Consider the following 13,228-nt stretch of genomic DNA (forward strand, 5'->3'; position numbering starts at 1 on the left):
CGCTCCGAGCAGGACTGTGCGGAGGTAGGTCGAGAGTCACCCCTCTCCTCTTCAGGGAGAGGGGCCGGGGGAGAGGGCTGTCATCGACTGACACGGCGCCTTGCCATTTCGCGAATGAATTCGCTCCCACACTCAGGCGAAGACTTCATCCAGCAGGGCGTACATCGCGGCAAAAGCGCGCTTGGAGACCTTGGCGTTGTATTGCGCGGTGCCTGGATTGTTCGCGGCCGGGTCGGTGAACGAATGCACCGCCCCGCCATAGCTCAGCAACTGCCAATCCACGCCTGCCTCGCCCATCTCTTTGGCAAACGCCGGCAATTGTTCGCGGGGCACCAGCGGGTCCAGGGCGCCATCCAGCACCAGCACGGCTCCCTGGATATTGCGGGCGTCAGTGGGGTTGGGTGTATCCAGGGCGCCGTGGAATGAAACGGCAGCCTTGAGCGGGGCTCCGGCCCTGGCCAGCTCCAGCGCACAGGTGCCACCGAAGCAGAAACCGAAAGCCGCCAGGCACGCTGCCTCCATCGGCGCAACGTCCTGATCGCGCAAGGCGTCGAGGGCCACCAGCAGGCGACGGCGCAGCAGCGCGCGATCCTGTTTGAGCGGCAGCATGGCGGCGCTCGCCTCGGCCGCATTGCCCGGTCGCACGGTCGTGCCATAGAGGTCGACCAGCAGTACGCGATAACCCCGGCCGGCCACCTGGCCCGCCAGTTCGAGCGCGCCGTCACTGACCCCGAACCAGTTGGGCGCCATCAACAAGCCGGGACGCGGGGCCAAGTCGGCAGCATCGAACAGCAGGCGACCTTCGAATGCCAGGCCATCGACGGTATAGCCAACGGTCTGGGTCTGGAGTTGCGTCATGGATTACCTCGCTCCGGTGAAGACTTCATCGAACAGGTCGTTCATGGCCTGGTAGGCCCGCGCGGCGACCTTGGGATTGTATTCATTGCGCCCCGGCACGTTGGCCCCGCGCTCGGTGAACGAATGCACCGCGCCGCCGTAACTGACCAATTGCCAGTCGGCCTTGGACGCAGCCATTTCGGCGGTGAAGGCATCCACCTGGGCCTTGGGCACAGCCGGGTCGTCCGCACCATGCAGCACCAGCACCGGCGCGCGAATGTTGCGGGCATCAGCGGGATTGGGCGTATCGAGGTTGCCATGGAAGGACACGAACCCCTTCAGCGGCGCCCCTGAGCGCGCCAGCTCCAGCACGCTGCCGCCCCCGAAGCAGAAGCCGATTGCGCCGAGGCTGGCCAGGTCCAGCGGCACTTTCTCACCCTGCTTGCGGAGCACTTCCACGCCGGCGAGGGCACGCTTGCGCATCAGCGGACGGTCGCCTCGCACAGCGGTGGCGGCAGCCTTCGCCTCCTCCGGATTGCTCGGACGGAGGTCCTTGCCGTACATGTCGGCGATGAAGATCACGTAGCGCTCCCCCGCGATCTCCTTGGCCTGTTCAGCTGCGGCCGGGGTCACGCCGAGCCAGTTGGGCACCATCATCAGTCCGGGCCGCGGCGTCTTCACCGCATCGTCGTAGACCAACGTGCCCTCGAAGGGCTTGCCGTCGATCTCGTAGGGAACGGCCTGGGTGACCATGGCCGCCCAAGCGGGGCCGGTGAATGCAAACAGCAGCGAAGGCAGCAGCAAACGGTTCATGGAGCGCTCTCCTGTCCCGGGAATGACCAAGGTTAGACCGTCCGGCGGCGAAAACCGTCCTACTCCTTTTATTGCTTCGATTTTCAGCCCTGTAGGGGCGAATTCATTCGCCATGGGCGGCGCAGTTGCCCATGAACCGCATCGCCAGCGAATGGCCCCTTTCGCTAGCAAGCTAGCTCCTACAAGGCACCGACGGTCGGATTCGACCCCACGAAGAGCCTGCCAAGATCCACAACAAAGAAAAAGGCCCGCATCAGCGGGCCTTTCTTCGCACTTTTCGGCTATCAGGCGGAGAGCTCCACCAGCAGCTTGTTCAGGCGACGCACATAGGCGGCCGGGTCCTTCAGGCTGTCGCCTGCGGCCAGGGCAGCCTGGTCGAAGAGGATATGCGACAGCTCGCCGAAGCGGTCCTCGTCCTGCTCGCCGTCGAGTTTCTCGATCAGCGGATGGGCCGGATTGATCTCGAAGATCGGCTTGGAGTCCGGCACTTTCTGGCCGCTGGCTTCGAGGATCTGGCGCATTTGCAGGCCGAGGTCCTGTTCGCCGATGGCGAGGATCGCCGGAGAGTCGGTCAGGCGGTGCGACACGCGCACTTCCGAAACTTCCTCACCCAGGGCGGACTTGAGGCGTTCGATCAGTCCTTCCTTGGTCTTGGCAACTTCTTCCTGGGCCTTCTTGTCCTCTTCCGAGTCCAGCTGGCCGAGGTCGAGATTGCCGCGGGCGACATCGACGAAGCCCTTGCCATCGAAGTCGGAGAGGTAGCTCATCAGCCACTCGTCGATGCGGTCGGTGAGCAGCAGCACTTCGATGCCTTTCTTGCGGAAGACTTCCAGGTGCGGGCTGCTCTTCACCTGCGAATAGCTCTCGCCGGTGAGGTAGTAGATCTTGTCCTGGCCTTCTTTCATGCGACCGATGTAGTCGGCCAGGGAAACGCTTTGCTCGCCCGATTCGTCGCTGGTGGCCGCGAAGCGCAGCAGGCCGGCGATCTTCTCCTTGTTGGCGAAGTCCTCGGCCGGACCTTCCTTCAGCACCTGGCCGAAGTTCTTCCAGAAGCCCTTGTATTGCTCGGGCTCGTTCTTCGCCAGTTTCTCCAGCATGTCCAGAACGCGCTTGGTCAGCGCCGACTTCATGGACTCGATCACCGGACCGGACTGCAGGATTTCGCGGGAGACGTTCAGCGACAGGTCATTGGAGTCCACCACGCCCTTGATGAAGCGCAGGTAGAGCGGCAGGAACTGGTCAGCCTGGTCCATGATGAACACGCGCTGCACGTAGAGCTTCAGGCCGCGCGGTGCCTCACGGTGATAGAGGTCGAAGGGTGCACGGGCCGGGACGTAGAGCAGCGAGGTGTACTCCAGCTTGCCTTCGACCTTGTTGTGGCTCCAGGACAGCGGGTTCTCGAAGTCGTGGGCGACGTGCTTGTAGAACTCCTGGTACTCCTCGTCCTTCACCTCGGTGCGCGGACGGGTCCAGAGCGCACTGGCGCGGTTGACGGTTTCCCACTCCGGCTCGGCCGGTGCCTCTTCGCCGTGTTGCTCCTTCGGCAGCTCGATAGGCAGGGCGATGTGGTCCGAGTACTTCTTGATGACGTTGCGCAGGCGCCAGCCGTCGGCGAACTCTTCTTCGCCGCTCTTCAGGTGCAGGACGATGCGGGTACCGCGTTCGGCCTTGTCGATAGTGGCGATGTCGAACTCGCCCTCGCCTTGCGACGACCAGTGAACGCCCTCGGCGGCCGCCAGGCCGGCGCGGCGGGTGAACACATCGACCTTGTCGGCGACGATGAACGCGGAATAGAAGCCCACACCGAACTGGCCGATCAGGTGGGAATCCTTCTTCTGGTCGCCAGAGAGATTCTTCAGGAAGTCGGCGGTGCCGGACTTGGCGATGGTGCCCAGGTGCGCGATCACCTCGTCACGGCTCATGCCGATGCCGTTGTCCTCGAGGGTGACGGTGCGAGCATCCTTGTCGAAGCTGACACGGATCTTAAGCTCGGCGCCCCCTTCCAGCAGCGCAGGCGTTGCCAGCGCTTCGAAGCGCAGCTTGTCGGCGGCGTCGGAGGCGTTGGAAATCAGCTCGCGGAGGAAGATTTCCTTGTTGGAATACAGCGAATGGATCATCAGGTGAAGCAGCTGCTTCACCTCGGTCTGGAAGCCCAGGGTTTCTTTTTGAGTTTCCACACTCATGGTCGTCTGACTCCACGTGGATGGCTTGGGCCGCTTACAGCGGCGGATCACATCCAGATGGGGCCTTCGACAAGGATTTCAAGTGCTTAGCGAAAGCGGGAAGAACCTGGCTTTCACCAGGGCTCCCCGGCTTCAGGGTTCGAGCAGTTCGACGTCGGAAACCTCGTCGAGGTCGAAGCTGAAACTGGCGGCCCCTGCCCCACCGAGGTTGCGACGAATCAGAACACGGCCTTCACGATCCAACCCGGCGAAGCGGCCTTCGGCGGTGCTACCGCGTACCGTGTACACACGCATGCTGAGTTCCTGGTACTGCGCGGGATTGCTAAGCAGGCGCTGCAGGGAGAAGCGCAGGCGGCGATCTACCGCATGGGCGCTATCCGCTGGTGATACGGGCTCCTCTGCCTCGCTCGGCGCCGGGGCCACGCTGGAGACTGCCAACGGCGGGAAGCTGTCGCGACTTACGCGCCACCCCCGGCTCTCATTCTTTATCAACTGCAGCGGCAAACGCTGGGGCTGGCCGCCGATGCGGGCCTCGACCTCCACCTCCAGTTCGCGTGCCGGCAGGCTGACGGCCGGCAGCGGGGCCAGCTCGACATCACGGGTGGCAAAGCGGCGTTGCAGGTAGTCGCGGATGACATGGGCCAGCGTGTCACGGGAGTCGTAACGCGTGTCTACCTGGCCGTCACGGTAGCGCAGACGATCAGTGAAGACCTCCAGATGGCCGGATAGCGTGGTCGCGAACTTCGGTGGCAGTACCAGGTGGAAGTCGCCGGCCAGGCGATTCGGGGCGACCGGCTGAAGGTCCAGGTGCAGTGTGTAGCCACGGGGGATGCGCCGGGCTTCGGGCAGCTCCTGCTCCGGGAGCAGCCAGCTGATTTCGATTTCCGGTTTCGGGCCGGCATCCTCGGGCAATACATCCAGGCGCAGGGCTCCCTGCGGCTGACTGCCGACCCGGATGGTGAGCTCGCGACGGGCATAGAAGTCCTGGCCCTCGCGCAGGCTGAGAATGCCATCCACCAGTTCGGCTTGAAGCGGAGCGAAGCGCTGCCCGTTGAGTTCGCCATTGAGGCGGATGTCCAGTTCGGAAGCTGTCTGCTGCTCGTCGCCCAGCCAGCGCAGGCTCAGGATCGCCTGAAGGCGCTCCGGGTCCTGCGCGGCGAGCATGGTCAGGCCCACCACCAGCGGTATGAACCCCATGGCTCCAAAGGCCACGGCCTTGCGCGCGGTTCGCCAATGGTAGAGCACATAGGCCAGCGTCACCGGCGGCAGCAGGCTGCCGAAGCCCCAGAGCAGGCTGGTGCCGAACGCGCGCATCACCAGCCAGACGAGGCCGGTGACGATCAGCAGCAGGCCACCGAGTATGAGTAACGCAACCATCGGGCTTTCCTTGTGAGCGACCGGACGCGCCTGACGCGCCTCAGGATTCGTCGACCTTGAAGTGGGCGCGCGCGGTGGCGATGGGCTCGGTCTGGGTGGTCTGCCAGGCGGTAATGGCGACGTTGGCGACACGGCGGCCTTGTCGCCAGACCTGGCATTGGACGTAGGTGTCACGATAGTGCCCGGCGCGCAGGTAATCTATCGAGAAGTCGATGATTTTGGGCATATGTGGCGTGCCCATGAACATCAGCAAGTGGAGCATCGCCGCGTGCTCCATGAAGCCGGCGATCACGCCGCCGTGGATGGCTGGCAGGGTCGGATTGCCGATGTTGTCCTTGTTCGCCGGCAGGCGGAACACCATGTCATCCCCGAGGCGCAGGCATTCCATGCCGATCAGCTTGGCGTAGGGGATCAGGCAGACCAGCGAGTCGTAATCGTTCTTCTCGTGGGCTTCGCGCACCACGGCGCTGAGGTCGAGGCTCATGCCGCACCTCCCTGCTTCAGCTGCCCGGGCTTGCCCATGCGCATGAACGCGCCCACCACATGGGCGATGGGCTGTGCCGGGTCGTCCTGGTAGGCATAGCCACGGGTGAAGATGATATTGGGGGTAACCCGGTAGCACTCGGCAAAACCGAAGACATCCTGGTGTGGCTCGGCCGGGTGCATGTAGTCGATGCGCAGGTCCAGGGTCGGGCAGATCTCGAACTCCGGGAGCACGCAGACCGTGGAAATGCCGCAGGTGGTATCCATCAGAGTGGTAATGGCACCACCGTGGATCACACCGGTTTCCGGATTGCCGATGATCTGCGTGCTGTACGGCAGGCGCAGGGTCAGGCCTTGGGAAGTGGCGTCGTGCACGCTGAGGCCGAGCACCTGGCAATGACGCAGCACGGAAAGAAAGCGCTGCGCCCGTTCGATGAGGATGTTGTCCGTCATGACTGCAACCTTGGCGGAAGTTGGGCAAAGAGGCGAATCATACCCTGCCCCACCCGCTTGCGCCGTGGGAGACCGCGCAGTCATGCTTTTTGCAATTGGCGCGGAACTTAGAAACGGATCACAAACTCCAACGGCTATCGATGAGGAAAAGCCACACATGGAGGCTCAATGATGAAGAAAACCCTGTCTCTCGCCCTGCTCCTGGCCGCAAGCCTTGGTCTCGCCGCCTGCGACAAGAAGGAAGAGGCTCAGGCACCGGCTGCACCGGCTACCGAAACCCAGCCGAGCACCCCGGCCACCCCACCGACTCCGGCGCCGGAAACCGCCCCGGCACCGACCGAGCCCGCCCCGGCAGCGCCTGATACCGCGCCGTCCGAGGAGCAAAGCCAGTAAGCCTCCAGCTCGCTGGAACGACAAGGCCCGCATAATGCGGGCCTTGTTGTTTCCGGGTTAGTCAGAGTGCTGGGCTGAGCATCAATAGCAGGCAGCAGATCAGGCCGACGCCCCAGATCAGGCTGCGCAGGCTCGCTTTGTCATTCCAGTAGAGGAACAGATACAAGACCCGCGAAACGATGAAGATGATCGCCAGCAGGTCGACGAACCAGCCCTGGGTCTGTGTGGTATGCGCCATGAGCACGCCCGCGGCGAACAGCGGGAACATCTCGATGCTGTTCTGATGCGCCGCCACCGCTCGCGCGCCCACACCGGTCAGCCGTGCCTGTTGCGCGCGCGGGTGATGATTGTCATAGCCGCGCCCCTCCTCCCGCATGGCCTTGACCACTGGGATCTTGGCCAGATAGATGAGCAGAGCGGCAAAGAACAGGCACCAGAACGGAATACTCATTCGACTTTCTCCTTGGGCGCTTCCAGCGCCTGGGTCGGGGTGTAGACCATTACATCCAGCACATCGGAATGGAATTCGCGCCGATACAGCACCAGCACTACGCCGCTGGTGACGATCATGAAGAACCAGGGGTTGATGAACCAGGCCAGCATCGCCATGCCGAAGTAGTAGCTGCGCAGGCCGAAGTTGAACTGGTTGGCCGCCAGGGAGATCACCCGCGCCGTACGTTCGGCGAAGGCCTTGCGCTCCAGCTCACTGACGTGCCGCTCGCCGATCATCGGTGCCGAGCCCACCAGGATGGCGGCGAAGTTGTACTGGCGCATGCACCAGCTGAAGGTGAAGAAGGCATAGACGAAGACCACCGCCAGGGCCAGCAGCTTCAGCTCGGAGACGCCCGTACTGGCGGGCTGCACGAATGGCAGGTCCTCCAGCACCGATACCGCGCGGTCGGTGGAGCCGAGCACGGTGAGGATGCCGGCCAGGATGATCAGGGTGCTGGAGGCGAAGAACGAGGCGTTGCGCTCCAGGTTGCCGATCACGCTGGCGTCGGCGATGCGGTTGTCGCGCAGCAGCAGGCGGCGCATCCAGTCTTCGCGGTAGAGGTGCAGGACCGAGGCCAGGCAGGCGGTGTCCCTGCCCTTCCAGATGGCGTAGCGGGTGTAGCCCAACCAGCAGCCGATGAACCAGATGATTGCCAGCAGATGCGGCCAGTTGCGCAGAATGATCGACATGCAGATTCCTTGTAATAACGCCGCGGATTATAGCGGCAGGCACTTACCGGTGCTGTGTTCAGGCATTGACGTAGCCCGGATGAAATCCGGGAATCGCCACACATCCGTCCCCGGATTGCATCCGGGCTATGGCCCTGTAGGAGCGAATTCATTCGCGAAGAAATCTGCTCGACAGACCAATGAAAAAGGCCGCCCGAAGGCGGCCTTTTCTGGGGGAACTCCGGACTCAGGCAGCCACTTCCACCGGCTTGCCCAGGAGGCGGTCGTAGAGGCTGGCCAACGCCAGGGCAGCGACAGCAGGCAGCAGCCAGGCAAGGCCCTGCTCCGACAGTGGCAGATGGGAAAGCCACTGCGGCATCCAACCGGCCAGTTCGGCGCCCTTGAGCGCGTCAATCAGGCCGAACAGCAGCGATACCAACATCACCGGTGCCACCACGCGACCCGGCGAGTGCCACAGGCCCCAGCAGAAGCTGAGCGCTACGAGCACGATGCACGGCGGATAGATCGCGGTGAGCACCGGCACTGAAACCTGGATCAACTTGGTCAGGCCGAGGTTCGACACCAGCAGGCTGAAGACGGCCAGGATGATCACCAGGCTGCGGTAGGAAAGCGGCAGGAGCCGGCTGAAGTATTCCGCGCAAGCACAGGTCAGGCCGACAGCCGTTACCAGGCACGCCAGGGAAATCAGCAGCGCAAGGAAGGTGCTGCCGAGGTTGCCGAAGGTGTGTTGCACATACGCATGCAACACCGCTGCACCGTTGGCAGCCTCACCGGCGATGCCGTGGCTGTTGGCGCCCAGGCGGAACAGGCTGATGTAGACCAGCGCCAGGCCGACACCGGCGATCAGGCCGGCGATGACGGCATAACGGGTGATCAGGCGCGGCGATTCGACGCCACGGGAGCGAATGGCATTGACGATGACGATGCCGAACACCAGGGCACCCAGGGTATCCATGGTCAGGTAGCCATTGATGAAGCCTTGGGAGAACGGTGCGGCCTGGTAGGCCGGAGTGGCATCGCCGATTTCACCCATCGGCAGCATGAAGGCGGCAATACCGAGGATCGCCAGGGCGACGATCTTCATCGGCGCAAGCACGCGACCCACGGTGTCCAGCAGGCGACCCGGATAGAGGGAAACCGCAAGGACCACCAGGAAATACACCAGGCTGTAGGCGAACAGGGCCACCGGCGTTTCGCCAGTGAGGGGCGCCAGGCCCACTTCGAAGGAAACGGTCGCGGTACGGGGCGTCGCGAACAGCGGACCCACGGAGAGGTAGCAGACAGCCGCCAGCAGAACGCCGGCCGTCCTGCCGATGGGACTGCTGAGGGAATCCATGGCACCGCCGACCTTGGCCAGTGCGATCACGGTCACGACCGGAAGCCCGACCGCGGTGATCAGGAAGCCCAGAGCCGCCATCCAGACATGGGGTCCGGACTGCAAGCCGACGATGGGCGGGAAGATGATATTGCCGGCCCCGACGAACAGGGCAAATGTCATAAAGCCAAGCGCCAGGATGTCCTGGCCTTTCAAGGATTTCATTGGGGAATTACCACATCGCTGAAACAGGGTTTACCGAAGGGGTTTCCCGATTGGGTCGGGGGAAACGTCATCCATCCGTTTGGGATTGATCGCTAGTGCCCGACCTTCGCCCTTGTGGGGCATGGTGAGCGCGTGGTTGCAACCCTACCGATTTTACCGGGGGAAGCGCCTGACGTGGATCAGGCTGTCGGAGTAGCAACCGTTTCTGTCGCTTGCCCGACAGGCGGTTGCACATTTCACAGAAAAGGTTGCACCCAGAACGACAAAGGCCACCCGAAGGTGGCCTTTGTTGGGGGAATCAAGGCGCCTTAGGCGTTCTTGACTTCCCAGCCGGTCAGCTCGGCCAGGGCCTTGCCGATGTCGGCCAGGGAACGCACGGTTTTCACACCAGCGTCCTGCAGGGCGGCGAACTTCTCGTCTGCAGTGCCCTTGCCACCGGAGATGATGGCGCCTGCGTGGCCCATGCGCTTGCCGGGCGGTGCAGTCACACCAGCGATGTAGGACACCACCGGCTTGGTCACGTTGGCCTTGATGAAGGCAGCAGCTTCTTCTTCAGCGGAACCGCCGATTTCGCCGATCATGACGATGGCTTCGGTCTGCGGGTCTTCCTGGAACAGCTTCAGGATGTCGATGAAGTTGGAGCCCGGGATCGGGTCACCACCGATGCCCACGCAGGTGGACTGGCCGAAGCCGGCGTCGGTGGTCTGCTTCACGGCTTCATAGGTCAGGGTGCCGGAACGCGACACGATGCCTACCTTGCCCGGCAGGTGGATGTGACCCGGCATGATGCCGATCTTGCACTCGCCGGGAGTGATCACGCCCGGGCAGTTCGGGCCGATCAGGCGTACGCCCAGCTCGTCGCACTTGACCTTGGCGTCCAGCATGTCGAGGGTCGGGATGCCTTCGGTGATGCAAACGATCAGCTTGATGCCGCCGTAGGCCGCTTCCAGGATGGAGTCCTTGCAGAAGGGAGCCGGAACGTAGATGACCGAAGCTTCGGCGCCGGTCGCTTCAACGGCTTCCTTGACGGTGTTGAACACCGGCAGGCCCAGGTGGGTGGTGCCGCCCTTGCCGGGGGTCACGCCGCCAACCATCTTGGTGCCGTAGGCGATGGCTTGTTCGGAGTGGAAAGTACCCTGGCTACCGGTGAAGCCCTGGCAGATGACTTTGGTGTCTTTGTTGATCAGGACGCTCATTACTTGCCCTCCGCGGCCTTGACGACTTGCTGTGCAGCGTCGGTCAGGCTGGTCGCCGCGATGATGTTCAGACCGCTCTCGGCCAGCACCTTGGCGCCGAGGTCAGCGTTGTTGCCTTCCAGACGGACGACCACCGGGATCTTCACGCCAACTTCTTTCACCGCGCCGATGATGCCTTCGGCAATCATGTCGCAACGAACGATGCCGCCGAAGATGTTCACCAGTACGGCAGCGACGTTGCTGTCGGACAGGATGATCTTGAACGCTTCGGTCACGCGCTCCTTGGTTGCACCGCCGCCAACGTCGAGGAAGTTGGCCGGCTTGCCGCCGTGGAGGTTGACGATGTCCATGGTACCCATGGCCAGGCCGGCACCGTTGACCATGCAGCCAATGTTGCCTTCCAGGGCCACGTAGTTCAGTTCCCACTTCTGCGCATGGGCTTCACGAGCGTCGTCCTGGGACGGGTCGTGCATGGCGCGCAGCTTGGGCTGACGGTACATGGCGTTGCTGTCGATGTTGATCTTGGCGTCCAGGCAGTGCAGGTTGCCGTCTGCCTTGATGACCAGCGGGTTCACTTCCAGCAGAGCCAGGTCGTAGTCCTGGAACAGCTTGGCCAGGCCAACGAAGATGTGGGTGAACTGCTTGATCTGATCACCTTCCAGGCCCAGCTGGAAAGCCAGCTCGCGACCCTGGTACGGCTGAGCGCCGACCAGCGGATCGACGGTGGCCTTGAGGATCTTCTCGGGGGTCTCGTGAGCTACTTTCTCGATGTCCACGCCACCTTCGGTGGAAGCCATGAACACGATACGGCGGCTGGAACGATCTACCACGGCGCCCAGGTACAGTTCCTTGGCGATGTCGGTGCAGGATTCAACCAGGATTTTGCTGACCGGCTGACCATTGGCGTCAGTCTGATAGGTCACCAGGCGCTTGCCCAGCCAGTTGGCGGCGAAGGCCTTGGCATCTTCCTTGCTCTTGACCAGCTTCACGCCGCCCGCTTTACCGCGGCCGCCAGCGTGGACCTGAGCTTTGACAACCCATTCGCTGCCACCGATTTTTTCGCAGGCTGCTGCGGCTTCTTCCGGGGTGTCTACGGCAAAGCCCTTGGATACGGGCAGGCCGTATTCAGCGAACAGCTGCTTACCCTGATACTCGTGGAGATTCATGCTTGTCTACCGTCTTCGTTTAGGTATTGCGCATTCGGCGCTGCATTCGTGGTGCCGCGCCACCTGTGACTGCAGTTGAAGGCAGTCCGGCGGGCTTTCCGCGGTGAGCCCCAGAGGGCTCACGGCACGGGCAGTCCGCCGTGGTTCTTCTTTGCTCTTAGCGCTTCTTGCGGTTGGCGATGTGGATGGCGTGGCCATTCACAGCAAGGGCCGCTTCATGCAGCGCTTCGGACAGGGTCGGGTGCGAGAAGACCATCATGCCCAGGTCTTCGGCACTGGTGCCGAATTCCATGCCGATGGCACCCTGCTGGACCAGTTCGGCAGCGCTTGGGCCAATCACGTGAACGCCCAGCACGCGGTCGGTCTTGGCATCGGCGATGACCTTGACGAAACCGGCGGTGTCGTTGGCAGCCATGGCACGGCCGCTGGCGGCGAACGGGAAGGTGCCGACGTTGACTTCAACGCCTTCGGCCTTCAGGGTCTGCTCGGTCTTGCCGACCCACGCGATTTCCGGGTGGGTATAGATGACCGACGGAATCAGGTCGTAGTTCATCTGGGCTTTGTGGCCGGCGATGCGCTCGGCGACCATGATGCCCTCTTCCGAAGCCTTGTGGGCCAGCATCGCGCCACGTACCACGTCACCGATGGCGAACACGCCGGGAACGCTGGTCGCGCAATGGTCATCGACGAAGATGAAGCCGCGCTCGTCCAGGGTCACGCCGCTGTCGGCGGCCAGCAGGTCGGTAGTGACCGGGCGACGGCCCACGGCCACGATCAGCTTGTCGAAGGTTTCCTTCTGCTCGCCGTTGGCGTCGGTGAAGCTGACAGTAACCTGCTTCTTCTTCACTTCGGAGCCGGTCACGCGGGCGCCCAGACGAATCTTCAGACCCTGCTTGGTCAGGACCTTCATGGCTTCCTTGGAAACCTGCTCGTCGGCGGCCGGGAGGAACTTGTCCAGGGCTTCCAGTACGGTGACTTCCGCGCCCAGGCGGGCCCAGACGGAACCCAGCTCGAGGCCGATCACGCCAGCGCCGATAACGCCCAGCTTCTTCGGCACGGCCTGGAAGTCCAGGGCGCCGGTGGAGTCGACGATCACGTCCTGGTCAACCGGAGCCGGCGGGATGTCCACGGGCTTGGAGCCGGAAGCGAGGATCACATTCACAGCTTCGACGACTTGCACTTTGCCGTCGGAACCGGTGACTTCAACTTGCTTGTTGGCCAGCAGCTTGCCGTGGCCTTCCAGCAGGGTCACACCGTTGGCCTTGAACAGGGTGGCAACGCCGCCAGTCAGGTTCTTCACGATGGTGTTCTTGCGACCAACCATGGCAGGCACGTCGATGGTGACGCCCTTGGCTTCGATGCCATGGATTTTGAAGCCCTCGTGGGCCTCATGGTACTTGTAGGAGCTGTCCAGCAGCGCCTTCGACGGAATGCAGCCGACGTTCAGGCAGGTGCCGCCCAGAGCGGTCTTGCCTTCCTTGTCCTGGTACTTCTCGATGCAGGCGGTTTTCAGGCCGAGCTGAGCTGCCTTGATAGCGGCAACGTAGCCGCCGGGGCCCGCACCAATCACTACCACGTCGAATTTCTGGGTCATAACTCATTCCT

At 63.0% G+C, this 13,228-nt stretch carries 13 protein-coding genes; 1 reads left to right on the forward strand and 12 read right to left on the reverse strand.

Annotation, left to right across the window (positions count from 1 at the left end):
- Positions 1–132 precede the first annotated feature (132 nt).
- The 6 genes from DM872_RS13495 to DM872_RS13520 form a co-directional block, all read right to left on the reverse strand.
- Positions 133–858 (reverse strand): dienelactone hydrolase family protein, encoded by a 726-nt coding sequence (locus DM872_RS13495; protein ID WP_179059969.1) that lies wholly within the window; start codon positions 856–858, stop codon positions 133–135.
- A 3-nt stretch (positions 859–861) separates the two neighbouring features.
- Positions 862–1,650: a dienelactone hydrolase family protein gene (locus tag DM872_RS13500; RefSeq protein WP_179059970.1), complete on the reverse strand. Its 789-nt coding sequence runs from the start codon at positions 1,648–1,650 to the stop codon at positions 862–864.
- A 284-nt stretch (positions 1,651–1,934) separates the two neighbouring features.
- A complete protein-coding gene (htpG, locus tag DM872_RS13505) occupies positions 1,935–3,833 on the reverse strand; it encodes a molecular chaperone HtpG (RefSeq protein ID WP_179059971.1) in 1,899 nt (632 codons plus the stop codon).
- Between the two features lie 132 nt (positions 3,834–3,965).
- Positions 3,966–5,210, reverse strand: a complete 1,245-nt coding sequence (locus DM872_RS13510) for an MFS transporter (protein ID WP_179059972.1) — start codon at positions 5,208–5,210, stop codon at positions 3,966–3,968.
- 40 nt (positions 5,211–5,250) lie between these two features.
- Complete coding sequence (locus DM872_RS13515; protein WP_077525496.1) at positions 5,251–5,694, reverse strand: PaaI family thioesterase; 444 nt, start codon at positions 5,692–5,694, stop codon at positions 5,251–5,253.
- Positions 5,691–6,146 carry a PaaI family thioesterase gene (locus DM872_RS13520; protein WP_179059973.1) on the reverse strand — a complete coding sequence of 152 codons (456 nt, stop codon included), beginning with the start codon at positions 6,144–6,146 and terminating at the stop codon, positions 5,691–5,693. Before DM872_RS13520 ends, DM872_RS13515 begins: the two co-directional genes overlap by 4 nt.
- Positions 6,147–6,317: 171 nt before the next feature.
- Between DM872_RS13520 and DM872_RS13525 the strand changes: the two genes are divergently transcribed.
- Complete coding sequence (locus tag DM872_RS13525; RefSeq protein ID WP_179060131.1) at positions 6,318–6,539, forward strand: hypothetical protein; 222 nt, start codon at positions 6,318–6,320, stop codon at positions 6,537–6,539.
- A 61-nt stretch (positions 6,540–6,600) separates the two neighbouring features.
- Here DM872_RS13525 and DM872_RS13530 read toward each other — a convergent pair whose 3' ends face one another.
- The 6 genes from DM872_RS13530 to lpdA form a co-directional block, all read right to left on the reverse strand.
- Complete coding sequence (locus DM872_RS13530; RefSeq protein ID WP_179059974.1) at positions 6,601–6,990, reverse strand: MAPEG family protein; 390 nt, start codon at positions 6,988–6,990, stop codon at positions 6,601–6,603.
- Positions 6,987–7,721, reverse strand: coding sequence for a DUF599 domain-containing protein (locus DM872_RS13535; protein WP_179059975.1), 735 nt, complete (start codon positions 7,719–7,721; stop codon positions 6,987–6,989). Before DM872_RS13535 ends, DM872_RS13530 begins: the two co-directional genes overlap by 4 nt.
- 226 nt (positions 7,722–7,947) lie before the next feature.
- Positions 7,948–9,261, reverse strand: coding sequence for a branched-chain amino acid transport system II carrier protein (brnQ, locus tag DM872_RS13540; RefSeq protein WP_179059976.1), 1,314 nt, complete (start codon positions 9,259–9,261; stop codon positions 7,948–7,950).
- A gap of 308 nt (positions 9,262–9,569) precedes the next feature.
- On the reverse strand, positions 9,570–10,457 hold the full coding sequence (gene sucD, locus DM872_RS13545; protein ID WP_179059977.1) for a succinate--CoA ligase subunit alpha: 888 nt from the start codon (positions 10,455–10,457) through the stop codon (positions 9,570–9,572).
- A complete protein-coding gene (gene sucC, locus DM872_RS13550; protein WP_077525308.1) occupies positions 10,457–11,623 on the reverse strand; it encodes an ADP-forming succinate--CoA ligase subunit beta in 1,167 nt (388 codons plus the stop codon). Before sucC ends, sucD begins: the two co-directional genes overlap by 1 nt.
- Positions 11,624–11,780: 157 nt before the next feature.
- Entirely contained in the window at positions 11,781–13,217 is a 1,437-nt protein-coding gene (lpdA, locus tag DM872_RS13555) for a dihydrolipoyl dehydrogenase (protein WP_077525309.1), read from the reverse strand.
- Positions 13,218–13,228: the final 11 nt, after the last annotated feature.

The organism is Pseudomonas taiwanensis (assembly GCF_013393345.1).
Lineage (GTDB): Bacteria > Pseudomonadota > Gammaproteobacteria > Pseudomonadales > Pseudomonadaceae > Metapseudomonas > Metapseudomonas resinovorans_C.

What these genes read in the sequence shown, in the direction of transcription:
- sucC (WP_077525308.1), bottom strand. Translation starts at nt 11,623, where the DNA reads ATGAATCTCCACGAGTATCAGGGTAAGCAGCTGTTCGCTGAATACGGC.
- DM872_RS13495 (WP_179059969.1), bottom strand. Translation starts at nt 858, where the DNA reads ATGACGCAACTCCAGACCCAGACCGTTGGCTATACCGTCGATGGCCTG.
- DM872_RS13525 (WP_179060131.1), top strand. Translation starts at nt 6,318, where the DNA reads ATGAAGAAAACCCTGTCTCTCGCCCTGCTCCTGGCCGCAAGCCTTGGT.
- DM872_RS13520 (WP_179059973.1), bottom strand. Translation starts at nt 6,146, where the DNA reads ATGACGGACAACATCCTCATCGAACGGGCGCAGCGCTTTCTTTCCGTG.
- DM872_RS13530 (WP_179059974.1), bottom strand. Translation starts at nt 6,990, where the DNA reads ATGAGTATTCCGTTCTGGTGCCTGTTCTTTGCCGCTCTGCTCATCTAT.
- DM872_RS13515 (WP_077525496.1), bottom strand. Translation starts at nt 5,694, where the DNA reads ATGAGCCTCGACCTCAGCGCCGTGGTGCGCGAAGCCCACGAGAAGAAC.
- DM872_RS13535 (WP_179059975.1), bottom strand. Translation starts at nt 7,721, where the DNA reads ATGTCGATCATTCTGCGCAACTGGCCGCATCTGCTGGCAATCATCTGG.
- lpdA (WP_077525309.1), bottom strand. Translation starts at nt 13,217, where the DNA reads ATGACCCAGAAATTCGACGTGGTAGTGATTGGTGCGGGCCCCGGCGGC.
- brnQ (WP_179059976.1), bottom strand. Translation starts at nt 9,261, where the DNA reads ATGAAATCCTTGAAAGGCCAGGACATCCTGGCGCTTGGCTTTATGACA.
- DM872_RS13500 (WP_179059970.1), bottom strand. Translation starts at nt 1,650, where the DNA reads ATGAACCGTTTGCTGCTGCCTTCGCTGCTGTTTGCATTCACCGGCCCC.
- sucD (WP_179059977.1), bottom strand. Translation starts at nt 10,457, where the DNA reads ATGAGCGTCCTGATCAACAAAGACACCAAAGTCATCTGCCAGGGCTTC.
- DM872_RS13510 (WP_179059972.1), bottom strand. Translation starts at nt 5,210, where the DNA reads ATGGTTGCGTTACTCATACTCGGTGGCCTGCTGCTGATCGTCACCGGC.
- htpG (WP_179059971.1), bottom strand. Translation starts at nt 3,833, where the DNA reads ATGAGTGTGGAAACTCAAAAAGAAACCCTGGGCTTCCAGACCGAGGTG.